This window comes from Nocardia sp. CA-290969 (genome assembly GCF_050936135.1).
Classification (GTDB): Bacteria; Actinomycetota; Actinomycetes; order Mycobacteriales; family Mycobacteriaceae; genus Nocardia.
This window is the reverse complement of the sequence record NZ_JBNJNJ010000001.1, coordinates 4559235-4580831: the sequence shown is the minus strand read 5'-3', so window position 1 is coordinate 4580831 and position 21597 is coordinate 4559235. Positions and strand designations below refer to the sequence as shown.

At 69.5% G+C, this 21597-nt stretch carries 22 protein-coding genes; 7 read left to right on the top strand and 15 right to left on the bottom strand.

The window, feature by feature from the left end; genetic code table 11:
* Nucleotides 1-13: 13 nt before the first annotated feature.
* Nucleotides 14-1114 (top strand): branched-chain amino acid aminotransferase, encoded by a 1101-nt coding sequence (locus tag ACQEVO_RS20825; protein WP_432915670.1) that lies wholly within the window; start codon nucleotides 14-16, stop codon nucleotides 1112-1114.
* A 44-nt stretch (nucleotides 1115-1158) separates the two neighbouring features.
* On the opposite strand, the gene ACQEVO_RS20820 is transcribed toward ACQEVO_RS20825, so the two are convergent.
* From ACQEVO_RS20820 to ACQEVO_RS20790, 7 genes are all read right to left on the bottom strand, one after another.
* Nucleotides 1159-1872 (bottom strand): MBL fold metallo-hydrolase, encoded by a 714-nt coding sequence (locus ACQEVO_RS20820; protein ID WP_432915668.1) that lies wholly within the window; start codon nucleotides 1870-1872, stop codon nucleotides 1159-1161.
* 214 nt (nucleotides 1873-2086) lie between these two features.
* Complete coding sequence (locus tag ACQEVO_RS20815) at nucleotides 2087-2836, bottom strand: adenosylcobinamide-GDP ribazoletransferase (RefSeq protein WP_432915666.1); 750 nt, start codon at nucleotides 2834-2836, stop codon at nucleotides 2087-2089.
* 25 nt (nucleotides 2837-2861) lie between these two features.
* Nucleotides 2862-4070: a nicotinate-nucleotide--dimethylbenzimidazole phosphoribosyltransferase gene (gene cobT / locus ACQEVO_RS20810; protein WP_432915664.1), complete on the bottom strand. Its 1209-nt coding sequence runs from the start codon at nucleotides 4068-4070 to the stop codon at nucleotides 2862-2864.
* Nucleotides 4071-4287: 217 nt separating this feature from the next.
* Complete coding sequence (locus ACQEVO_RS20805) at nucleotides 4288-4503, bottom strand: hypothetical protein (RefSeq protein ID WP_432915662.1); 216 nt, start codon at nucleotides 4501-4503, stop codon at nucleotides 4288-4290.
* Nucleotides 4500-5150: a maleylpyruvate isomerase family mycothiol-dependent enzyme gene (locus ACQEVO_RS20800; protein WP_432915660.1), complete on the bottom strand. Its 651-nt coding sequence runs from the start codon at nucleotides 5148-5150 to the stop codon at nucleotides 4500-4502. The genes ACQEVO_RS20805 and ACQEVO_RS20800 overlap by 4 nt, the downstream gene beginning before the upstream one ends.
* Nucleotides 5151-5179: 29 nt before the next feature.
* On the bottom strand, nucleotides 5180-5746 hold the full coding sequence (locus tag ACQEVO_RS20795; RefSeq protein ID WP_432915658.1) for a bifunctional adenosylcobinamide kinase/adenosylcobinamide-phosphate guanylyltransferase: 567 nt from the start codon (nucleotides 5744-5746) through the stop codon (nucleotides 5180-5182).
* 7 nt (nucleotides 5747-5753) lie between these two features.
* Nucleotides 5754-6431, bottom strand: coding sequence for a DUF3043 domain-containing protein (locus ACQEVO_RS20790; protein ID WP_432915656.1), 678 nt, complete (start codon nucleotides 6429-6431; stop codon nucleotides 5754-5756).
* Nucleotides 6432-6682: 251 nt separating this feature from the next.
* Here ACQEVO_RS20790 and ACQEVO_RS20785 point away from each other — a divergent pair, with 251 nt between their 5' ends.
* Both ACQEVO_RS20785 and ACQEVO_RS20780 read left to right on the top strand, forming a co-directional pair.
* Nucleotides 6683-7039 carry a HesB/IscA family protein gene (locus ACQEVO_RS20785; RefSeq protein WP_432915654.1) on the top strand — a complete coding sequence of 119 codons (357 nt, stop codon included), beginning with the start codon at nucleotides 6683-6685 and terminating at the stop codon, nucleotides 7037-7039.
* A 182-nt stretch (nucleotides 7040-7221) separates the two neighbouring features.
* Nucleotides 7222-8193 carry a carbohydrate kinase family protein gene (locus ACQEVO_RS20780; protein ID WP_432915652.1) on the top strand — a complete coding sequence of 324 codons (972 nt, stop codon included), beginning with the start codon at nucleotides 7222-7224 and terminating at the stop codon, nucleotides 8191-8193.
* A 242-nt stretch (nucleotides 8194-8435) separates the two neighbouring features.
* Here the strand turns inward: ACQEVO_RS20780 and asnB are convergent, their stop codons facing one another.
* Nucleotides 8436-10379 carry an asparagine synthase (glutamine-hydrolyzing) gene (gene asnB, locus ACQEVO_RS20775; protein WP_432915650.1) on the bottom strand — a complete coding sequence of 648 codons (1944 nt, stop codon included), beginning with the start codon at nucleotides 10377-10379 and terminating at the stop codon, nucleotides 8436-8438.
* Between the two features lie 445 nt (nucleotides 10380-10824).
* On the opposite strand from asnB, the gene ctaC reads away from it, so the two are divergent.
* The gene (gene ctaC, locus ACQEVO_RS20770; protein ID WP_432922892.1) at nucleotides 10825-11811 is read left to right on the top strand and encodes an aa3-type cytochrome oxidase subunit II; all 987 of its coding nucleotides are present in this window, start codon (nucleotides 10825-10827) and stop codon (nucleotides 11809-11811) included.
* A gap of 13 nt (nucleotides 11812-11824) precedes the next feature.
* Entirely contained in the window at nucleotides 11825-12241 is a 417-nt protein-coding gene (locus ACQEVO_RS20765; RefSeq protein ID WP_432915649.1) for a cytochrome c oxidase subunit 4, read from the top strand.
* Between the two features lie 102 nt (nucleotides 12242-12343).
* Here the strand turns inward: ACQEVO_RS20765 and ACQEVO_RS20760 are convergent, their stop codons facing one another.
* Together ACQEVO_RS20760 and ACQEVO_RS20755 are read right to left on the bottom strand one after the other, a co-directional pair.
* The gene (locus tag ACQEVO_RS20760; protein WP_432915647.1) at nucleotides 12344-13621 is read right to left on the bottom strand and encodes an FAD-binding oxidoreductase; all 1278 of its coding nucleotides are present in this window, start codon (nucleotides 13619-13621) and stop codon (nucleotides 12344-12346) included.
* Between the two features lie 286 nt (nucleotides 13622-13907).
* The gene (locus ACQEVO_RS20755) at nucleotides 13908-14672 is read right to left on the bottom strand and encodes a sporulation protein (protein ID WP_432915645.1); all 765 of its coding nucleotides are present in this window, start codon (nucleotides 14670-14672) and stop codon (nucleotides 13908-13910) included.
* A 168-nt stretch (nucleotides 14673-14840) separates the two neighbouring features.
* Between ACQEVO_RS20755 and ACQEVO_RS20750 the strand changes: the two genes are divergently transcribed.
* A complete protein-coding gene (locus ACQEVO_RS20750) occupies nucleotides 14841-16154 on the top strand; it encodes a hypothetical protein (RefSeq protein ID WP_432915643.1) in 1314 nt (437 codons plus the stop codon).
* A complete protein-coding gene (locus ACQEVO_RS20745; RefSeq protein ID WP_432915641.1) occupies nucleotides 16151-17035 on the top strand; it encodes an EamA family transporter in 885 nt (294 codons plus the stop codon). The genes ACQEVO_RS20750 and ACQEVO_RS20745 overlap by 4 nt, the downstream gene beginning before the upstream one ends.
* Here the strand turns inward: ACQEVO_RS20745 and ACQEVO_RS20740 are convergent.
* The 5 genes from ACQEVO_RS20740 to ACQEVO_RS20720 all read right to left on the bottom strand — a co-directional run bounded on the left by ACQEVO_RS20740 (nucleotide 16944) and on the right by ACQEVO_RS20720 (nucleotide 21564).
* Nucleotides 16944-17669 (bottom strand): phosphoribosylanthranilate isomerase, encoded by a 726-nt coding sequence (locus ACQEVO_RS20740; RefSeq protein ID WP_432915639.1) that lies wholly within the window; start codon nucleotides 17667-17669, stop codon nucleotides 16944-16946. The two genes, ACQEVO_RS20745 and ACQEVO_RS20740, sit on opposite strands and share 92 nt — an antisense overlap.
* 21 nt (nucleotides 17670-17690) lie before the next feature.
* Nucleotides 17691-18416: a lysophospholipid acyltransferase family protein gene (locus ACQEVO_RS20735; protein ID WP_432915637.1), complete on the bottom strand. Its 726-nt coding sequence runs from the start codon at nucleotides 18414-18416 to the stop codon at nucleotides 17691-17693.
* 189 nt (nucleotides 18417-18605) lie between these two features.
* Nucleotides 18606-19580 (bottom strand): ROK family protein, encoded by a 975-nt coding sequence (locus ACQEVO_RS20730; RefSeq protein WP_432915635.1) that lies wholly within the window; start codon nucleotides 19578-19580, stop codon nucleotides 18606-18608.
* Nucleotides 19577-20095, bottom strand: a complete 519-nt coding sequence (locus ACQEVO_RS20725) for a hypothetical protein (protein ID WP_432915633.1) — start codon at nucleotides 20093-20095, stop codon at nucleotides 19577-19579. Before ACQEVO_RS20725 ends, ACQEVO_RS20730 begins: the two co-directional genes overlap by 4 nt.
* The gene (locus ACQEVO_RS20720) at nucleotides 20092-21564 is read right to left on the bottom strand and encodes an ArsA family ATPase (protein ID WP_432922889.1); all 1473 of its coding nucleotides are present in this window, start codon (nucleotides 21562-21564) and stop codon (nucleotides 20092-20094) included. Before ACQEVO_RS20720 ends, ACQEVO_RS20725 begins: the two co-directional genes overlap by 4 nt.
* Nucleotides 21565-21597 lie beyond the last annotated feature (33 nt).

Sequence of the window (21597 nt, the reverse complement as noted above, 5' to 3'; positions counted from 1 at the left end):
TAGACTGCTGGTCATGACCGCTGCTGCACAGTTCGCCCGTATCCCTCATCCTGCGCCCACCCCGGCGCAGCGGGTACAGGAGATTCTGGCGGCACCCGGATTCGGCCGGTACTTCACCGACCATATGGTCACCATCGACTACACCGAGGCCGACGGCTGGACCAACGCCGTCGTCGAGCCCTACCGTTCGCTCACCCTCGACCCGGCGACCATGGTCTTCCACTACGGCCAGGCCATCTTCGAGGGCCTCAAGGCCTACCGGCAGCCGGACGGGCAGGTCGCGACCTTCCGCATCGATGCGAACGCCGCCCGCTTCCGCCGCTCCGCGCGCCGGATGGCGATGGCCGAACTACCCGACGAGCTGTTCATCGAATCGGTGCGTCAACTGCTCGACGTCGACGCCTCCTGGGTGCCGGCCGCCGGCGGTGAGGAATCGCTCTACCTGCGGCCGTTCATGTTCGCCACCGAATCGGGGCTGGGCGTGAAACCCGCCTCCGCCTACAAGTATCTGCTGCTCGGCTCGCCGGCCGGCGCCTACTTCCCGCGCGGGGTGAAACCGGTGCGGGTGTGGCTGTCCACCGACTATGTGCGCGCCGCGCCCGGGGGCACGGGTGAGGCGAAGGTCGCCGGTAACTACGCGGCCTCGCTGCTCGCGCAGGCCGAAGCCACGGCCAAGGGCTGTGACCAAGTGGTGTGGCTGGACGCCTGCGAACGCCGCTACGTCGAGGAGATGGGCACCAACAACCTGTTCTTCGTCTACGGCTCCGGTGCCGACGCCCGGCTGGTGACCCCGGAACTGTCCGGGTCACTGCTGCCCGGCATCACCCGTGATTCGCTGCTCACCCTGGCCGCCGATTCCGGCTACCCGGTCACCGAACGCAAGATCTCGGTCGAGGATTGGCGGGCGGGCGCCGAATCCGGCGAGATCACCGAGGTTTTCGCCTGCGGCACCGCGGCCGTGATCACGCCGGTCGGGTCGGTATTCGGACCGGACGGCGAGTTCGTGATCGGCGGCGGCGAGCCCGGCGAGGTCACCATGGCGTTGCGCGACACTCTCACCGGTATCCAGCGCGGCACCTTCGCCGACGTCCACCAGTGGATGCGCGTGCTCTGACCCCCGGAATCCGGGTACCGGAACGCCGGTACCCGGAAGCGGTGTCAGCCGGGCATCAGGGCATGCCATTCGGCCAGCGAACGCGGGCGCAGCACATAGTTGTTGTCGCGGATGCTGTCCAGGGAGGCGTGCGGGTCGGCCGAGTACCAGTGGCCGGGGTAGACCTCCGGGTTGATCGGCATATCGGCCAGCGAGCGCAGGCTGGCGAACATCGCCTCGGAATCCCCGCCCGGGAAATCGGTGCGGCCGCAGCCGTCGATGAACAGGGTGTCACCGGCGATCAGCTTGTTCTCGACGAGGAAGCATTGGCTACCGGGCGTATGGCCCGGGGTGTGCAGGAATTCGATATCGAAGGCGCCTACGCCGAGCTTGTCGCCGTGCCCGTGCCCGGTCAGCTCGCTGGGCGCGATCCCGGTGACATCGGCGACCCAGGACTTCTCCTCGTCGTTCACATGCACCGGCACGGTGGTCTGTTCGAGCAGTTCCTTCACGCCGCGCAGTGTGAAACCCATCATGGTGCCGCCGATATGGTCCGGATGGTGGTGTGTCACGAGCACCCCGGACAGTTTCAGGCCGTCGCTCTCGGCGATACCGGCCAGATCGCCTGCGGCGTACGCCGGATCCACGACGACACATTCTCCGGTGTCTCGGTCACCGATCAGATAGGCGAAATTACGCATCTGCGTGGCGATCGGGTCGCCCACGGCGAAATCCCGGCCGGCGAGCAGTTGACGGAAGTAGAGGCGCTCGGCTGACATACCACCCACCTTATGGGCAGCGCCGCGCCGGCGAGACGCTGCGTTCGCAATATTGAGGCGGGGAGCCATGAGAGCCGCTCGGCTTTGTGGCGCACAACGTGTCTGAGCCACTCGCGCCGGCGCTCCGAGCGTGGCCGGAACCTCCTCTTTCCTCGCCGCGATCGAGCGAGAATCGAACGTCGCGAGTTCGATCCGGGTCTGTGCTCGCCGCGGTTCAGAGGGAATTCGCGGCGACAGCGAACCCGAGTGCCGACAAGGCCGTGGTGAGTTCGACGGCGGCACCGAGCAGATCGCCGGAGAGCCCGCCGATGCGCCGGATACCGTGGTCGGCCAGCCGCACGGCGACCAGCAACGCGAGGACCGCGACCAACGGCCCGGACCACGCGAGCCCGGGCACCGCGGCAATCGATGCCACGGCAGCCACGACTACCCACACCGTGACAGTGGCCCGCGACTGTGTGCCCGCGACCAGCGCGCCGAACCGGGTGTCGGGAGCGGGGTCGATACCGCGGCGGCAGGCGGCCACCACCGCGACCCGGCCCAGCACCACCGCCACGAGCACCGCGTACCAGTGCCCGGAACCGGCGAGGGTGGTGAACGCGCCCGCCTGGATCCCGGCCGCCAGGACGATCGCCGCCACCCCGAACGGTCCGGCGCCGCCGCTCTTCATGACCTCACGCGCGCGCTCCGGTGGGCCGTACACGCCGAGCCCGTCGAAGGTATCGGCCAGCCCGTCCAGGTGCATACCCCGGGTCAGCAGCGCCAGTACCGCGACCGCGGCGAACCCGGCCGCCGCACCCGCTGGGGCCAGCAGCCACAGCACGGCCGCCGCCACGAATCCGAGCGCGAGACCGGCGACCGGTGCCAGCGCTGTCGCGCGGGCAGCCGCGGCGCGGTCCACCTCGTCCGGGCCGCGGACAGGGAGCACGGTGAGCCAGGAGAAAGTGAGCCGCAGTGTCAGCACGGGGCCGGCTCCGTGACGAGTTGCGTCACTTGCGCATATCGATGGTCGAGGTGTCGGCCGTACCGGAGGTACCACCGGTTGTCCCTGCGGGACCCGCGGCCGAGCCGGCAGGGCCATCGGTTGTCCCGGTGTGACCGCGGGTCGTGCCGGTGGCGGCCGCAGAAGTCCCGGTGGGGGTGGTGGCCGTATCGGCCGCGGCCGTGCTGACCCCGGCATCGGCGAAGGTCGCCATCTCGGCGAGCACCGCGACGGCCGAACGCAGGACCGGCAGCGCGGTGAGCGCACCGGACCCCTCGCCGAGCCGCATCTCCAGGCCGAGGATCGGATCGAGCTTCAGTTTCGACAGGGCCGCGGTATGCGCGGGTTCGGTGGACCGGTGCGCGGCCACCCACCAGGCCGACGCGCCCGCCGCCAGATCCTCGGCGACCAGAGCCGCGGCCGTGACGATCACCCCGTCGAGCAGGACCGGGGTGCGCCGGACCGCGGCCTGGGCCAGGAAACCGGTTATCGCGGCGATATCGGCACCACCGGCCACCCGCAGCAGTTCGACCCCGTCGCGCGCGACCGGCCGGGCCCGCCACATGGCGTCCCGGATGGCGGCGACCTTGCGCATCCAGCCGTGATCGTCGACGCCGGTACCACGGCCGACCGCCTTGACCGGTTCGGTTCCGGTGAGGGTCGCGATCAGCACGGTGGCGGGGGTGGTGTTCCCGATCCCCATATCCCCGGCGATGAGCAGGTCCGCACCCCCGTCGATCTCCTCGTCCGCGATGGCCCGCCCCGCGGCGAGTGCGGCCGCGACTTCCTCGGTGCTCAACGCATCGGCCCGGTCGATGGCGCCGCTGGATCTGCGCACCTTGTGCGCGGACACCGCCGGATCGGTTTCCGCGGCCACCGCGATATCCACCACCCGCACCGTGGCATCGGCCACCCGGGCCAGCGCGTTCACCGCCGCCCCACCGGCCTGGAAATTGGCCACCATCTGCGCGGTGACCTCGCTCGGGTACGCCGAAACCCCGTGCGCGGCGACACCATGGTCACCGGCGAACACGACCACCCGGGCCCGTTCGAACTGCCGCGGCGGGCACACCCCCTGGCATGCCGCGACCCAGTTCCCCAGCGCCTCCAACCGCCCCAGCGACCCGTGCGGTTTGGTCAGCGACGCCTGCCGTTGCTCGGCCGCCGCGCGGGCGCCGGGATCCGGTGGGGTGACGGGTGCGAATCCCTCTGACACTGGTGGAGCCTTCCGGTCGGGTAGCTGTCGCGCCGAGCGGTCGGTCACGGGTCCGGGAAACGGATCCCGGTCGCGGCCGGCCGGCCTTCCGACAATATTGCCCGCCCTGCCCCCGCCGGCGTGCGGCACCTTCCTCCGGCGGTCGCGCGAACCCTTCCACTCGAGGGCGTGCACCACCCACTGGACCGACCCCTCGCGGTGGCCGGCGGGTCTGTCGTCACCGGTCGCCGAGAGGGCTGCCGTCGCCGGTCACCGACGTTCGGTCGTTGCCGGGGGAGACGAGCGCGAGCCGGGTGTTCACCGGCGCCTCGCCTTGTTCGCCCGGCCCGGTGACCGGATAACGTTTCGCGGTCTCCCGGACCGGCCCCGAGCGCACCGGCCGATCGAGCCCCTCCGGGTGCCCGGCCACCGGTGCGGACCCAGTGGGCGTCAACCGGCGAGCCGGGACCGCAGCGTGGGCACGCCGGCGCCGGTGAGTTCCGCGCAGTAGTCGTCGCGGCCGGCCATCGCCATGACCAGCGCCAGGGTGCTGCCGCGGACCTCCGGGCCGGTGCCGATATCGAACGGGCCGTCGGTGGCGACGAGGCGCAGTCCTTTGCGGACGGTCCGGCCGGCGACGGTGAAATCCTGTGCGGCGAAGAACTGTGCGACCTCGGTGACCGCGGCGATCTCGGGTGTGCCGGTGAGTCCGAGCGGCCGGCGGATGTCCTGACCGTGCACCACGATCTCACCCAGCCAGGCGGGTGTGTGCCCGGACGGAGCCGTCGTACTCGTGATCACCGCCCGGAAGCGGGCCAGTGTCTCGGCGGGGTCCGTGCCGCGATGCTCCAGCATCCGCCGCTGGTTGTGCAGATCGGCGTCGAAACGCGCACCGGCCATACTGCGGATCCACCGCCACCGGCCGATGCTCGCTGCCGCGGTGAGATGCGCGACGACCTCCTGGACCGTCCACCGGCCGCACAAGGAGCGGATAGCCCATTGCTCCGGCGTCAGATCGGCGAGCTCGTCGGCCAGCGCCGCCCGTTCCCGGTGGATTGCCGCCCAGATCTCCGCTCGCGTTCTCTTCTGCACGCCGCTCATCGAAGCACAGGCTTACGACACATCGGCCGCTATTTCAGGCGCATCGGCAGCCCCGCCAGGACGAAATACACTTCGTCGCAGACCTGGGCGAGGCGTTGATTCAAGGTGCCGATCTCGTCGCGGAAGAGGCGGCCGGAACGGGTCGCGGGGATCACGCCGAGCCCGACTTCGGGTGTGACGAGGGCCAGCCTGCCGGGGTACTCGGCTACCGCGGCGACCAGGGCGTCGGTATCGGGTGTGATCGTGCCGCGCGGCGCCTCCCAGGCGTCGCGGGCGTCGAGGCGGGCGGTGAGCCAGGTGCCGATATCGTCGACGAGTGTGGGCTCGGGGTGGGAGTTGCGCAGTACGTCTGCCGGATCGGCACCGTCGAGCACCGTCCAGTCCGCCGGGCGCCGGGCGCGGTGCGCGGCGATCCGGGCGGCGAAATCGGAATCGGCGGGGTCGGGGATGGCGGTCGCGAGATAGCGGACCGGGCCCGTGCCCAGCAAGGATTCGGCGAAGGCGGATTTCCCGGACCGGGCGCCGCCGAGCACCAGCGTGCGCAGCCTGTCACCCGGCGGGACGGGCGCAGGCGACGCGGGATCGGGGTGCGGCACCCGCGCCTCAGATGGCGTCGCCGGGGCCGACGCGCGGTTTCGGGGCGCGCATCTTGCGCATCTGTGAGGCGCGGACGAAGGCGTACCAGCCGAGCCGGTAGCCGGTATCGGTCGACTTGGGGAACTTCTCCCGGACCCGGCGGTTCACGATCCGGCCCAGCAGGAAACCCTCGGCGATCATGAACACCATCATCACGAGCATGGCCAGCGTGATGATGGACTGCCAGGCGGGCGCGGCGAACATGGACAGGATCAGTAGCAGCGCCATCGGCATGAACAGGCCGACCAGGTTGCGGCGGGCGTCGACGATATCGCGGACGAAGGCCCGCACCGGGCCCTGATCGCGCGGCAGCAGGTACTTGTCCTCACCGGCCAGCATCCGGGCCCGGCGGTCCTGCGCGGCGGCGCGGCGTTCCGCGGCGGCGGCCTTGCGGTCCGATTTGGAGCCGCGGGTCTCCTTGCGGCGGGCGCGGGCTTCCTTCGCCGTCATCGGGGGCGGCGCGACGGGACCGCGCCGGCGGCCCTCGGCTTCCCGGCGGCTCGGCGTCGGGCGGCCCTTGCCGGTGGTGACGGTGGTTTTCGCCGGCGCGTCGGCCTCGCCGGCATTCGCGGTGGCGGTCGCGGACCGAGAACTGTCGGCGGACACGTCGGTACCGCTGGACTCACCGCGTCGGAACAACTTCACGGTAACCAGGCTAATCGGTCGGCTGACCGGCGCGGAAGCCGGGCGGTTGCCGGGTGGGGCCGGTCACCGGATAATCGGATCGTGGCCGGTCTCACCCGGGCCCGGTTCCCGATCAGGGCACTGAACAGGCCCTGGTGCTGTAACCGGCGGGCGCCGGGATGGCAAGATGGGGAATAGCAGCCCGTCCGAGGGTGTTGACCCCTGAACCGTGCGCTGTTCACGGACCGACCACGCTGTCCATAGGAGAGTTCATGACTGTGCAGAACGAGACCGCCACCGAAACCCACGGCGTGCAGCTGACCGAGGCTGCCGCGGGCAAGGCCAAGGCGCTGCTCGATCAGGAGGGCCGCGACGATCTCGCACTGCGGATCGCGGTGCAGCCGGGTGGTTGTGCCGGCCTGCGCTATCAGCTCTTCTTCGACGATCGCACCCTCGACGGCGACCTCACCGCCGAATTCGGCGGCGTCACGCTCACCGTCGACCGGATGAGCGCCCCCTACGTGCAGGGTGCCGCCATCGACTTCGTCGATACGATCGAGAAGCAGGGTTTCACCATCGACAACCCGAACGCCACCGGCTCCTGCGCCTGCGGCGACTCGTTCAACTGACCGGCTGCGGGCCGGCGGTGACGCCGGCCCGGCCGGCGAAAATACTGGGTTACGTGACGGTGAGTCGTCACGACGACTCGCTACGACACGTAGTCGTAGGTCCCTCGAGTTGATACGGTGAGTCGGCGGGGGCAAGGCCCCGTTCACTTTCTGTTCGCGCTGATTCCGAAGGGGCCTCTTACGTGTCCATTGCTGTATCCGCGTCCGTCGCGACCGACCATCTCATGCGTTTCCCCGGCCGGTTCGCCGACGCACTGCTGCCCGATCAGCTCGAGCATGTCTCGCTGAGTTTCCTCGTCGACGATCTGGTGATCCGGCGCGGCGGGGTGGGCGGCAATATCGCCTACGCCATGGGCCTGCTCGGCCGGTCCCCGCTGCTGATCGGCGCGGTGGGCCGCGATTTCGACGAGTACCGGGCCTGGCTGGAGAGCAACGGCGTCGACTGTTCGGCGGTCCGGGTCTCCGAATCGGCGCATACCGCGCGTTTCGTATGCACCACCGATGAAGATATGGCCCAGATCGCCTCGTTCTATCCGGGTGCGATGAGCGAGGCCAGCGATATCTCGCTCACCGCCCTCGCCGAGCAGCGCGCCCTGGATCTCGTGCTGATCGGCGCCAACGACCCCGAGGCCATGCTGCGGCATACCGCGGAATGCCGCGAACTCGGTGTCCCGTTCGCCGCCGACCCCTCCCAGCAGCTCGCCCGCCTCGACGGCGACCAGGCGGTGCAGCTGATCGAGGGTTCGACCTACCTGTTCACCAACGAATACGAATGGGGCCTGCTCAAGCAGAAGACCGGTCTCACCGAGGAAGAGATCGCCGCCCGGGTCGGGATCCGGGTGACGACGCTCGGTAAGGACGGGGTGCTGGTGGTCGATACCGACGGCACCGAGGTACGGGTCGAGGCGGTCCCGGAGAACGCGAAGGTCGATCCCACCGGTGTCGGTGACGCCTTCCGGGCCGGTTTCCTCACCGCGCACACCGCCGGGCTGAGCCTGCAGCGCTCGGCGCAGCTGGGGTCGTTCATCGCGGTGCTGGTACTGGAAACGGTCGGCACCCAGGAATGGACCCTGGACGCCGACGCCGCCCTGAAACGCCTCGGCGAGGCCTACGGCGCCGATGCCGCCGCGGAGATCGAACCCCTGCTGCGCTGAGCGGTACCGATCGTCTCCTCGCCGCGCGAGAGTAGGGCGGCCGAATCATCGTCGCCGACCGCGGCGGGCGTGCTCCGTCGTCGGCCGGGCCGGCCTACTGGAATTCGGGCGCGACCGCCTCCCCGGCCCCGGATTCTCCCGCCGCGCATTCCGGGCAGCCCGGATCGTAGGTTCATAACCCGAAGGCCCCGCTCGTTCTTTCGAGCGGGGCCTTCGGCGTTCCGGATTCGGGCTGTGCGTCCCTAGACCTGTACCGGGTAGGTGGGTTCGGCGATTTCCGGTTTGATCCGGTCCTCGACGAAGATCCCGTGCCAGATCATGAACACCAGCAGCGTCCACAGCCGGCGGCTGTGGTCGCCCTCGCCGGCGCGGTGCGCGTCGAGCATCGCCGTGACGGCCGCCTTGTCCAGCAGATGTCCGGTCTGCGATTCGGTGATCTGCTGCCGCGCCCAGTCGTAGAGTTCGGTGCCGCGCAGCCAGTGCCGCAGCGGTACCGGGAACCCCAGTTTCGCCCGGTGCAGCACATGCCCCGGGACGATGCCCTCGAGCGCCTGGCGCAGGGCGTATTTGGTGGTCTCCTTGGTGATCTTCTGCTCCAGCGGGATCTGTTCGGCCACCCGGAACACCTCGGTGTCCAGGAACGGCACCCGCAGCTCCAGCGAATTCGCCATGGTCATCTTGTCGGCCTTGACCAGGATGTCGCCGCGCAACCAGGTGAACAGGTCCAGATGCTGCATCCGGGTCACCGGATCCCAGCCCGCGGACTGCGCGTAGATCGGGGCGGTGACGTCCTGATGGGTCCATTCGGGGCGGAACTCGCGCAACACCGACCGCAGCTGGGCGTCGCTGAAACTGCGGGCGTTGCCGTAGTAACGCTGTTCCAGGGTGAGTGAGCCGCGATGCAGCAGGCTCTTACCGCGAGTGCCCTCCGGGATCAGGTCCGAGACCTTACCGGCCAGCCGGCGCAACCCGCCCGGCAGTTTGTCGAACGGCGCCAGCGAGAGCGGTTCCCGGTAGATGGTGTAACCGCCGAACAGTTCGTCGGCGCCTTCACCGGACAGCACGACCTTGACGTGCTTGCGGGCTTCCTTGGCCACGAAATACAGCGGTACCAGCGCCGGATCGGCCACCGGGTCGTCGAGATACCAGACGATCTCCGGGATCGCGGCCGCGAATTCGGCGGGGGAGACCACCTTGACGATATGGCGGGCGCCGATCGCCGCGGCGCTCTCGGCGGCCACATCCACCTCGGAGTAGCCCTCACGCTCGAAACCGGTGGTGAAGGTGATGAGCTTCGGGTTGTGCCGCATCGCCAGCGCCGCGATGGCGGTGGAATCGATACCGCCCGACAGGAACGAACCCACGGTGACATCGGCGCGCATATGTTTGGCGACCGAATCCTCGAGCGCCGCGGCGATCTCGGCATAACGGGCGGTCTCGCCACCGGCGGCGAAAGGCCGCACGCCGAACTTCGGCACGAAATACCGCGTCGTCACCGGCGCCGCACCCGGTCGCACGACCGCGTAACTGCCGGATTCGAGCCGGCGGATCCCGGCGTGCAGGGTCTCCGGTTCGGGGACGTATTGCAGCACGGTGTAGTGCTCGAGCGCGCGATGGTCCAGGGATTCGTCGAGCCCGAGATCGCCGAGCAGTTCCAGCAGGCTCTTCTTCTCGCTGCCGAACGCCGTACCGCCGGGGCCGGTGGCGAGGAACAGCGGTTTGATACCGAACGGGTCGCGGGCGAGGAACAGTTCCTGCTCGCGGGTATCCCAGATCGCGAAGGCGAACATGCCCCGCAGCCGGCGTACCGCCTCCGGGCCCCAGTAGTGGAAGGCCGCCACGATGGCCTCGCCGTCACCCTCGGTGGCGAACATGGGGCGGTCGCCGAACTCGGCCGCGTGCTCGCGGGCCAGCTCCTCGCGCAGTTCCAGATAGTTGTAGATCTCGCCGTTGAAGGTGAGGGCGTACCGCTCGGGGTCTTCGGCCGGGCCCCAGCGCAGCGGCTGATGCGAATGTTCGATATCGATGATGGAGAGCCGGTTGAAGCCGAAGATCAGCCGGTCGTCGTGCCAGGTACCGCGCTCATCCGGGCCCCGGTGCCGCACACAGTGCAGGGCGTCGTACACCCGCTGCACTGTTTCCGGCGCGGCGGTATCGGACGTCAGAAATCCGAGCAGTCCACACACTGCGTCGCTGACCTCGTTTCCTCTGGTCGGGGGATCCGCGCCGAGGCAGGCGGGCGCGGCGGGCGAAATCTAGTGTCCGAGTATGCCGCACGCCCGGTTCTCCCGTGCGATACACCTCCGTTCTGCGGCTACGCTGGCGCGCGGAGTGTCGAAGCCGACCCGACGGCGTACCGGGCGCGTGTTTGGTCTACGCTGCGTAGTACTCGGACTGTTCCGGGTGGTGCCGCGCGGTGCGCGGAGCCGCCCGGGAAGCCCGATGAGCTGTTTGTCTGTATCACCGGAGGCGGGTTCCCGCCGCCGTGGATGCGATGTCGGAATGTGTGGCGACCAGGAAGGCGTGAGCGTGGCGCACAAGGCGAGCGACGAGATCGGGGCACGGCCTGCCCGGCGGCGGGGTAGTGTCCTGCGGCGGGCCGGTTTGGCGGTATCCCTCGGGATCACCGCGATGCTCGTCTCCGGCTGCTCGATCGACAATGTGTGGTTGCGGTTCGGCTGGCCCTCGGGTGTCACCCCGCAGGCGCACCGGATGCGGGAACTGTGGACGTGGTCGGTCGTGGCCGCCCTCCTCATGGGTGTGCTGGTCTGGGGTCTCACCTTCTGGACCGTCATCTTCCACCGCAAGAAGAAGAACTCGCCGGAGTTCCCGCGGCAGACCGGCTACAACGTGCCGCTCGAGCTGACCTACACGGCGATCCCCTTCGTGATCATCGCGGTGCTGTTCTACTTCACCGTGGTCGTGCAGAACTACGTGCACGAGAAGGTCGACAACCCCGATGTGGTGGTCGACGTCACCGCTTTCCAGTGGAACTGGAAGTTCGGTTACCGCGAGGTCGACCTGAAGAACGGGTACACCTACAACGGTGTCGACACCGTGCGTGAGGACGCGAACCAGGAGCAGCTGCAGGAATACGCCGAGCGGGTCAACGAGCACGGCCACGAGCAGCCCGGCCCCGTGCACGGCCGCCCGGAGAACGACATCCTCTCGTTCCTGCACTACAACAAGATCGAAACGGTCGGTTCCAGCACCGAGGTGCCCATCCTGGTGCTGCCCACCGGCAAGGTGATCGAGTTCCAGCTCGCCGCCGCCGACGTCATCCACGCGTTCTGGGTGCCGGAGTTCCTGTTCAAACGGGACGTGATGCCGAACCCGAAGGAGAACAACTCCGACAACGTCTTCCAGATCAGCGAGATCGAACGCGAGGGCGCGTTCGTGGGCCGCTGCGCGGAGATGTGCGGCACCTTCCACTCGATGATGAACTTCGAGGTCCGCGCGGTGACGCCGGAGAAGTTCCAGCGCTACATCCAGGCGCGGGAATCGGGTATGACCAACGCCGCGGCGCTGGAATCGATCGGCGAATCGCCGGTGGCGACCTCCACCCAGCCGTTCAACACCGATCGCACGGTCAAAACCGATGCCACCGAGAGCAAGTGAGGACTGATCTCAGATGAGGATCGAAGCACGTCTGTTCGAACTTCTCACGGTGTTCTTCATCATCGTGGGCATCATCTACGGCTTCTTCACCGCCCAATCGCGGACGGGTATCGAATGGGCCGGTACCACGGCGATCGTCCTCACCGCGGGACTCTCGCTGATCATCGGCACCTACTTCCGTTTCGTGGCTCGCCGCCTCGACCTGCGGCCGGAGGACTACGAGGACGCGGAAATCGTCGACGGTGCGGGCGACCTCGGGTTCTTCTCGCCCGGCAGCCCCTGGCCGATCCTGCTCGCCGGCGCCGCCTCGGTCACCGCCCTGGGCTTCGCCTTCTTCGAGCCCTGGCTGCTCGGCCTCGGCGTGATCCTGATCCTCACCGCCGCCGGCGGCCTGGTCTTCGAGTACTACCTGGGCCCCGAGAAGCACTGAGCTCGAGCGCCGGTCTACGGCGCAGGAGCAAACAAAACCCCGCTGTCCGAGTGGACAGCGGGGTTTTGTGCCGGATGGGGTCCGACTACGCGCGAGACACCATCAATCGACGGATTCGTAGCGGATGCTGTTCTCCGAACGGCAGATCTCGTCGATGCCGGTGACGATATCGCGCAGCTGCTCCGAGGGCAGGGCGTGCGGTCGCAGCCGGCAGGTGAAGGTGATCAGGCCGTGGTCGGCCTCCGGCAGGTTGTGGGCCGCGGATTCGGCGCGCAGATAGTGCGAACGGACGCCGTAGGTCATGGCGGAGATGACGGTGAAGCAGCCGGTGCGTTCGCGGTGGCCGTTGAACAGGTCGTGCAGGCGGTAGAACACCGAGGTGTAGTTCGACAGCGGGGCGAAGACGCCGACCCGGTAGGCGGGGCCGCGTTCGGAGGAGCTGATCACCGTATCGGCGAGGTATTCCGCGTCGCGCAGGGTGAGCACCTTGGGGGTGAACATCACCGCGCCGGCGGCCGCGTTGCGGACCGGCATACCGGCCTTGCCGCTACTGGCCGAGGCGATCGCGCCGAGCGATTTCCGGGCCCGGCTGCCGACCTCCCGGCGGGCGCGCAGGGACCGGGTGGGTGCGGTGGGGTAGAGGCTCGACCACTGGCCGAAGCGGACCGTGCCCAGCTGTACCTGCCCGGCGCCGACGGGGCGGGACACCTTCAACGGGGCGGTGTCGACCCAGCGGCCGACCTGCAATACCGCGTCGCGCGGATCGGCGACCTCGTTGTAGGCGTAGTCGACGAAACTGTCGAAATCCAGGAACCGGTGCGAATCGGTGGACAGCCAGGTGTTGTCCTTGTCCACCTCGACCGCGTCGAGGGTGAGCGCGGTGATGATGCCGGCCCGGCCGCCCGCGCCCAGGATGCGGCGGAACCGTTCGGTGTGGTGGGTGCGTCCGCAGGTGCCGATCCGGCCGTCGGTATCGACGTATTCCAGGTCCGCGATCCGGTCGATGAACAACCCGTACCGGTGCGAGGCGGTACTCACCCCGCCGACCGAGGCGAAACCGCCGGCGGTGATATCGCGGTGATCGCCCACCACGGGTAGGCCCAGGCCGTGCGCGGCGAGCCGGCGGTCGATATCGGACAGCCGCGCCCCGGCCTGCACCCGTACGGTGCGGCGGCCGAGGTTGAGGTCGACGATGGCGTTCATCCGGCGCAGCGAGACCACGGTCTGCTGATCGGGCAGGGCGAGGCCGTCGGTGGCGGGATCGCCTCCGTGGACGGTGAGCGGCCTGGACAGATCTCGGGAATTCCGCACGGTGCGAACGACATCCGCGGTGTCGCGAGGCAGGTACTCGGCGGGCGAAACGATGTGCGGCGTGCTCATGGCACGAAAGCTAACCACAGCCGCGCGGCCGCGGCGATATCGAATCACAGATCTGCTCCCGCCTGCCTGCCGAATGGACTCCTGACCTGTAGTTTTTGCCCGCGCGACCGGGGCCCGGCGGCGCCGGCGGGCGGGGTGGGGCCACCACGTGGTGTCCAGGGGGATTGCGCCGGGCCGGGCGGCCTGCGCGACCGTCGCGGCGACGAGCTTCCCGTGTCCGGTTCAACGGTAGGTGAACGCCCGCCGCCGAGCCGGGCAACTCCGGTGCAACGGCGTGGCGAAAACGTCAGCGGGCCAGCAGATGTAACCGCTGCCCGAGCACGTCGACCCAGTTCACCTGTTCGAAGGTCGCGTACTCGACCCGGATGGCGTCCTGGATATCGCGGCCCGGCGCGAACATCAGGGCGCGTTTATCGGCCTCCAGCACCACGTACATCCCGTGCGGGTCGGCCACGAAGGTCACCTCGAGCTGGTTCAGTCCCGGAAAGCGCGGGGACGGGCCGAATTCGATCTCCTGGAAGAACGGCAGCCGGTGCGGGATCCGATCGATCCGGCCCGCTTCCACATCGGCGTGCCGTAGCCCGAAGCCCCACGCCTCGACGGCCGCGAGCAGGACGTGCTGCGGCGGGAGGGCACCCACCCCGAGGGGATCGGTATCGGCGGCGTCGAATCCGCCCTCCACATCGACCCGGGTGCGTACCGCCACCGCGGTCCCGGGCAGATGCCGCCCGTTGTAGAACGTGATCGGCGTTTCCCACGGCGTCACCAGTTCGAACCGGCCCTCCAGCGGATGGCCGGGGACGAGTTCGAACGGACCGAACACCGGTTGCCGCGCGAACGCGAGATCGACCAGCTGTTCCCCGTTGTCGTATTCGCGTTCGGCCCGCGTGATCAGTTCCACCGAGACTCCGTTGATCCGGACCGGACGGTCCTGGCAGCGCATCCGGATCACCCCCTGAACCGGTTGTCCGGGCTGTACCCCGGGCGTGAACAGTTCGGTCTCCACCTCGGCCGTATTCGAGCCCAGCGCGCCCAGCAGAGTTTTGAACATCCGATTCTTCTCCCTCCGGCCCACAGCGAATCCGGCCGTCGCCGTGGGGTTGTGGGTCCACAGCGTAGACGCGAATCCCGCCGAACGTGTCGGACCGTGCCGGTAGCGTGGTCAGCGGCCCTGGGCGCCTGGGGAACCCGGCTTCGGTGGCGCGGATGGAGGTGTGCAATGTCGAACATCGACCAGCGGATCGACTGGGCTGTGGAATGGCTGCACCGCAGTCAGGCCGGCGTGCGGAACGGGGGTGCCGGATGGGGGTGGCTGTCCGATGTCCTGCCGAATCCGCAGAACACCGCCGAGGTCGTGGTCGCCTTGACCGCGGCCGGCCGGCCGGTCCCGCGGGCGGCGGAGGTGGGCACGCTGGTGCGCCGTGACGTCGTGGACACCGACAGCGGGGAGTGGGTGTTCCGGTCACCGATCGATCTGTCCTGGCGGCTGCGCGCGCTGCACTGCCTGGGCGTACCCTCCGACGACCCGGTGGTGGTGCGCTGCCTGCGGGAGCTCTACGCCGCCCGGGACGCGGATACCCGCGGCTGGCGGTTGTCCGAGGCGGTCGGCCCGATCTCGCTCACCGCCACCACGGCCGCCCTGCACGCCCTGGCCGATCTCGCCGGTACCGACGAGACGGCGGCCGAGGCGCTGCTACAGGGCACGTCCCTGGTGGTCTCGATGATGCTCGGCGACGACCCCCGGGCCCAGCCGATCTATGCGTGCGCGCACGTCGCGCGGCTGCTCGCCCGGCCGGAGATCGCCGCCGTGGGCGGTAAACGAGTCGACAAGGTGCGGGAGCTGACGGTGCAGCGCATGCTGCAGGCGCTGCGCGAGGGGAAAGCCGGGGCGGAGGAGGAATCGTTCCGGGAAGGTCTGATGGCGTCCACGTGGCGGCATCTGGGCCTGCACCTCGCGGTCGGTGCCGTCGTCACCGCCGACGATCGCGCCGTGTTCGATCCCGGGGTGCGCCGCGGGCTCGTGGAACTGCTCGAATTGCAGGAGACGCAGGAGAGATCGGCGGTATGCGGTGGATTCCGCACCTCCGCAGGCGGATTCATCACCTCCTTCGCCACGGTGCAGGGCCTGGAGGCCATGCTCGCGGTGCGCCGGGTGGTGAACCAGCGCGTCAACCCCGCGGTGATCTTCGACCTCATCTGCCGGGAGCGGGGATCGCATCCACGGGACGCGCAGCAGGTCGTGGGGCACCGGGGGCGGGCCGTCCTGATGAACAGTTACGCCGGCGGGCTCACGCTGGCCGCCGCGGCGCCCGCGGGGCTCACGATCGTGCTGCTGGCCGTGCTCTTCGCGGACGATCTCGGGGTGGTCGCAAGCCGTGCCCTGGTCGTGTGGGGCACCGTCGTCATCGCGCTCGGCACCTATACCGGTATCGCGACCCGGTTGCCGTCGGTAGCGAAAGGGCGGATTGCGGCCGCGGTGTTCGCGGCCTACACCGCGGTCGTGCTGCCGATCGTGACCTACCTGCTCTCGTGAGCCTCGCCTGGCGGGGCCCGGCGCTGCTCGTCGCGGCAACCAGCCTGTGGGGTGTGTCGAGCGCGGGCATCGCCGGGGTGGGCGCCACGGGAATCGCGGCGGCCCCGGTCGCCGCGGGCGGGGCGGCGGCGCTGCTGGGTTTCGCGGTGGTGCGCGGCGGTGCCCCGTGGCGGGATTTCCGGGCCGCGCCACGGCTGTTCCTGCGGCTCGGCGTCCTCGAGGTGCTGAATCTGGTGTCGTATGTCGCCGCGCTGTACCTCGGGCCGTTACCGGTGGTGGTGGCCCTGCATCTCACCTCGCCCGTGCTGCTGATCGTCGTCCGGATCGTCCGCGGCCGGCGGTCGATCACGCTGACGCTGGCCGCGGAACTGGTCGCCATCGGCGCGGCGATCTGGCTGGTCGCCGGTTACCGGCCGGCCGATACGGCACTCGGCCCGGCGCTGCTCGGTTGTGCGCTCGCGCTGATCAGCGCGGCCTGTGTGGCGGGGTTGATCACCCTGGTCGTCCGGGAATCACCGGGCCTGCCCAGCGGATCGGCGGCGGGGTTGCAGTTGCTCACCGCGGCCGTCCTGGCCACGCCGGTGATCGGGATGGCGATGTTCCTCGGTGCAGGTCCGACGGCCCGTCAGGCGGTGATCCTCGGTGTGATCGGGGCGCTGCTGCTCGGACCGGGTTTCGCCTGCTACTGGCTGGCGCTGCGGGAGCTCGACGAGGTCACCGCGGGGCTGATCGGGCTCAACGAGGCCGTGGTCGCCACCGTTGCCGGGGCGCTGGTGGTGGGCTCGGAGATCACCGTGGCGACCCTGATGGCTGGAGTCCTCGTACTCGGGGCGGTGGGACTGGAACTGGGTAGCCCGGCACGTGCTCGTGCGCAGTCTTGACGAAGGCGGCGCACGCCGAGAAATCCTTGTCGCCGGTCTCGGTTTCCACGCCGCTGTTCACATCCACCCCGAACGGGTGCACGGCGGCGATCGCCTCGTCCACGTTGTCGGCGGTGAGCCCGCCGGCCAGGATCACCGGACACCCCAGGCGGGCGAGTTCGCCGACGATCCGCGCGCTCACCGCCCAGTCGTGGGTGCGACCGGTACCGCCGAGCCGGTCGGCGGTACGGGAATCCAGGAGGACGGCATCGCAGTCCGCGGCGGCCTCGCGGGCGCGGGCGATCGCATCGGGGCCGGTGACGTGCACGGCGCGGACGATGGTGCGATTGTGCGCGGCCGCGTGCACGGCGCGCAGCGTGGCACCGTCGACGAGACCGTGGACCTGGATGGTGTCCACGCCGACCCGATCGGCGAGGTCGAGAATGGCGCCGGCGTCCTCGAGGTGGGTCACCAGCACCCGGTTCACGAACGACGGCGTCGCCGCGCACAACTGCTCGGCGGCCTCGGGGGTCAGCGCATCTTCGCTGGTATGCGTGGTGCCGGAGATGAAACCCACAGCGTCCGCGCCGGCGCTGACCGCCGTTTCCAGGTCGGCCCGGGAGCGGATACCGCAAACCTTCGCGCGAACCGTCACCTGATCATGGTACGCCCGAGCTCAGCTCGCGGCGGACTCCGGAATACGCGGCGTATGCGAGGACGGACCCGACGGTACGTTCTTCTTCAGGCTGGCGGCGTACACGTCCACGTACTCCTGGCCGGACATCCGCATCAGCTCGTACATGACCTCGTCGGTGACCGCGCGCTCCACGAAACGGTTGCCCGCCATCCCCTCGTACCGGGAGAAGTCGATCGGTTTTCCGAACTTCACGGTGACCTTGTGCCGTCGCCAGCGGAACCCTCCGGGCGGGCTCACCCGGTCGGTGCCGATCACGGCCACCGGGATCACCGGGACCCCGGTTTCCAGCGCGAGGCGGGCCATCCCCGTCTTGCCCTTGTAGAGCCGGCCGTCGGGGGAGCGGGTGCCCTCGGGGTACAGCCCGACCAGCCGGCCCTCGTCCAGCAATTTGCGGGCGGCGTTGAGCGCGTCCTCGGCGGCGTCGGCGCCGCTGCGATCGATCGGGTACTGACCGGAGGCGCTGAAGAAGAACTTCTGGAACCGGCCCTTGAGGCCCGGGGTGTGGAAGTACTCGGCCTTGGCCAGATAGTTGATCCGGCGCGGGCTCTTCAGCGGCGCGAAGAGCCAGTCCGCGATGGACAGGTGGTTTCCCGCCATGATGGCCGCACCCTCGGCCGGGATGTTTTCCACACCTTCCACCTCGGGCCGGTTGTAGAGATGGATGAACGGACCCAGCAGCACGAACTTGAGCAGCCAGTAGAACATGACGTCCTTACTCCGGAAATCGGGATGGAAGTGTGGGTGAGCCTTGCCTGCCGACTCTACCGTCGCGGGCGAACCTCCTCCAAGCCCGGTTGTGTTAAATTGCCGTGCCTTCGGTGTGGCCGGCCGTCCCGGAATTCTGCGCGGCCGGGGGTTTTCCCGGCGGTGGACCGTTGTGCGTAACCCGGGTTCTCAGTGGCCGGCGATGAGGGCGGTGCGGGCGAGTTCGGCGGCGCCGATCATGCCGGCGGCCTCACCTAGTTGGGTGGTCCGGATCCGGGCCAGCGGGCGGTGCCCGTGGCCGGTGACCGCCGCGGCGTACTCCTCCCGGGCCTCGTCGAGGAACAGCGGCGCCGAACTGCTCACCCCGCCCGCGACGACCACCAGATCCGGGTCGAAGATATCGCCCACGAAGGCCAGGCCCAGCCCGAGCCAGCGGGCGAAATCGGCCATCACCCGCAGGGCCAGCGGATCGCCGTCCTGCGCGGCGCCGGCCACGCGGCGGCCCGTGAGCGCGCCCGGATCGGCGGTGATCTCCTTGGCCAGCATCGACGGCGCCGAATTGGTGGCCAGCAGTTCGATCGCGGATTCGGCCAATGCCGTTCCGCTGCAGTACCGCTCCCAGCAACCCTGTTTCCCGCAGCCGCATTCGCGGCCGCCGGGCACCACCTGCAGGTGGCCGAGTTCCGGTGCGACACCGTGCGTACCGCGGTACAGCACACCGTCGATCAGCAGGGCCGCACCGATCCCGGTGCCGATGGCCACCAGCACCACGTTGTGGCCGCCGGCCGCGGCGCCGAACCGGTACTCGGCCCACATCGCGGCATTGGCATCGTGTTCGAGCAGGACGGGCAGGCCGAGCCGCTCGGTGAGGCGGTGCGCGACGGGCGCGTCCCGCCACGGCAGATGCGGGGCGAACCGGACGGTGCTGCGATCGGCGGAAACGAATCCGGCCACGGCCAGGCCGACGGCGTCGATACTGTGCCGGTCACCGAGTTCGCGGACCGCGCGATCGAGCGCGGCCTCGAGCGCCGGGGCCGAATGCGGGGTCGGGCACTGCACGGTATCGAGCACCTCGCCGGTCGCGTCGACCACGGAGGCGCGGATATTCGTCCCCCCGATATCGACACCGACGGTGAGGGGAGAGCCCGGACCGGCGGCGCTCATGGCTTGATGTTCACGGGTATGCCGACATAGCGCGACTTTCCGGTAGCGCGAGCGCGCGGCCCGGTGGTGCCGTCCGGTGGTGTGTGCGCGCCCGGATCGTCTCCCGCGGCGCCGGTTTCGCCGGTGCGCGGGGTCGCGGAGTCCGCACTGTGGCCGGTGGCCGCCGTGCTGTGCTCATTCGGGCCGGAACCATGGTGGGCAGCAGCAGGTTTCGTGCCGTGATCGTGCGGCATGACCGGATCCACGGGTGCCCCGGCCAGCGCTTCCCGCAAGACGGTCACGATGGCCGTACCGTGCGCGGCCACGGTGGCCAGCACCTCGTGGTGCTCCCCGCGAACCAGTGCCGCCGCGGCGCACAGCGGGCACCAGGTGCAATTGCCCCATTCCGGTTCGCCGTCCGCGGCGGCTTCGCGCAGGACCGGTTCCACCCGTTCGAGGACGGTCTCGGCGAGCAGGCGCAGTTCGTCGGCGAATTCGGCGATACCCTCCGGCTGCCGGTAATCGGTTCCGGTCATCGCGGCCACTCCTGGGGGTTGGGGCGGAAACGGATCACCAGATATCCGTCGTCGAGTTCGGCGGTGCTGACGGTGCAGCGGCGCAATACCGGCGCCAGGCGCAACCGCCGGCGCACGCCGTCGGCTCCCACGATCAAATCGTCCTCCACTCGTCCCAGGCGCAGCGTGGCCGGATCCGCTACCGGTAGCTGGATACGCAGCGCGTATACCGAATCCAACCCCGTGCCCGATTCCAATCGGACGGTGGGTCCGGCAGTGTCGGCAGGCGGGTGCGCCGCCACCGAACCCGCATCGTCGCGCAAACCCGCGGCGCTGTCACGCCGAACGGCCGCGGTGTCGCCACCGCCCCGGCCGGCGCCACTGCCGGGCGAACTGCCGGCCATGTCTTCGGTGGCCGCGGTGGCGCGGGTGCCGGTCGCGGTGTTGCGGGTGCCCTCGCCGGGTCCGCTGATGGCCGAACTGCCGGTCGAACCCCGGGCGGTCGCGGTGCCGTCGATGCGGGTTGTGCACGTCGGGCCGTCGAGACCGGATACGGTTTCGTCCGCGGCGACGACACACGACAACCCCGCGAGGGGGCCGATTCCCACCGGTTCGGCGCCCGTATGGCCTGCCACCAGCACCGGAACCTCCGGCATGGACCGGCGCAGTCCGGCGATCACATCCAGCTGCTCGGCGTAGCGGTGCGTATACCAGCGCACCGCCGGATGCTGCGATTCCGGCCCCGGCGGCGGTACCGCGGGCAGCACCTTGTTCACCACCACCGCGTCCAGGCGCAAGCCGAGCAGCGCCGTCGCCGAGCGCACCCGCGCCGATTCCGCGACCGCGACCCGCTCCGGCAGCGTGATCAGCCGGGCGCCGGTACGCCCGGAATCGGCGAGCAGATCGCGGACTTCGGTAACGGCGCCGACGATCCGCTGCATCGTCGCCGCCAGGACGGCGCGCCGCAGGTCGGTGCCGATCGCGCTCATCATCCGCTGGTGCGGTGGCCAGAGCCGGTCCAGATAACCCAGGAGGGTGTCGGGAGCGGTGACGATGCGCAGCATATCCGCGGTGGGCGGACAGTCGAGGACGATCACATCCCATTCGCCGTCGGCGGCGTACTGGGCGATCTCCACCAGCATCAGCAGTTCCTGGACACCGGGCAGGCCGGTGAGTTCGGCCGGGTCCAGCGCCCGTAGATCGAATCCGTGATCATGGCCCGGGTCCAGTGCGAGCAGATCGGCGATCTCGGCGAACCGCTCCTCGAGCAGCGCCAGCGAATCGAGTTCGATCACCTCGAGACCGGGTACGACCCGGGTGATCCCGGGGACCGCGCCCGCGTCGTGCGCGAACCGGAAACCCAGGGCGTCACCCAGGGAATGTGCCTGGTCCAAGGAAGCCACCAGGACCCGCTGCCCATCGCGCGCGTACCCCATGGCCTGCGCACACGCCAGCGTCGTCTTACCGACCCCGCCCTTACCGACGAACAGTTCGACCCGCGTCCGGGAACCCGGGCCCGGCGC

What these genes read in the sequence shown, in the direction of transcription:
- ACQEVO_RS20785 (WP_432915654.1), top strand. Translation starts at nt 6,683, where the DNA reads ATGACTGTGCAGAACGAGACCGCCACCGAAACCCACGGCGTGCAGCTG.
- ACQEVO_RS20800 (WP_432915660.1), bottom strand. Translation starts at nt 5,150, where the DNA reads ATGAGCGGCGTGCAGAAGAGAACGCGAGCGGAGATCTGGGCGGCAATC.
- ACQEVO_RS20755 (WP_432915645.1), bottom strand. Translation starts at nt 14,672, where the DNA reads ATGTTCAAAACTCTGCTGGGCGCGCTGGGCTCGAATACGGCCGAGGTG.
- ACQEVO_RS20765 (WP_432915649.1), top strand. Translation starts at nt 11,825, where the DNA reads ATGAGGATCGAAGCACGTCTGTTCGAACTTCTCACGGTGTTCTTCATC.
- ACQEVO_RS20750 (WP_432915643.1), top strand. Translation starts at nt 14,841, where the DNA reads ATGTCGAACATCGACCAGCGGATCGACTGGGCTGTGGAATGGCTGCAC.
- ACQEVO_RS20735 (WP_432915637.1), bottom strand. Translation starts at nt 18,416, where the DNA reads ATGTTCTACTGGCTGCTCAAGTTCGTGCTGCTGGGTCCGTTCATCCAT.
- ACQEVO_RS20730 (WP_432915635.1), bottom strand. Translation starts at nt 19,580, where the DNA reads ATGAGCGCCGCCGGTCCGGGCTCTCCCCTCACCGTCGGTGTCGATATC.
- ACQEVO_RS20760 (WP_432915647.1), bottom strand. Translation starts at nt 13,621, where the DNA reads ATGAGCACGCCGCACATCGTTTCGCCCGCCGAGTACCTGCCTCGCGAC.
- ctaC (WP_432922892.1), top strand. Translation starts at nt 10,825, where the DNA reads ATGCTCGTCTCCGGCTGCTCGATCGACAATGTGTGGTTGCGGTTCGGC.
- ACQEVO_RS20820 (WP_432915668.1), bottom strand. Translation starts at nt 1,872, where the DNA reads ATGTCAGCCGAGCGCCTCTACTTCCGTCAACTGCTCGCCGGCCGGGAT.
- ACQEVO_RS20725 (WP_432915633.1), bottom strand. Translation starts at nt 20,095, where the DNA reads ATGACCGGAACCGATTACCGGCAGCCGGAGGGTATCGCCGAATTCGCC.
- ACQEVO_RS20825 (WP_432915670.1), top strand. Translation starts at nt 14, where the DNA reads ATGACCGCTGCTGCACAGTTCGCCCGTATCCCTCATCCTGCGCCCACC.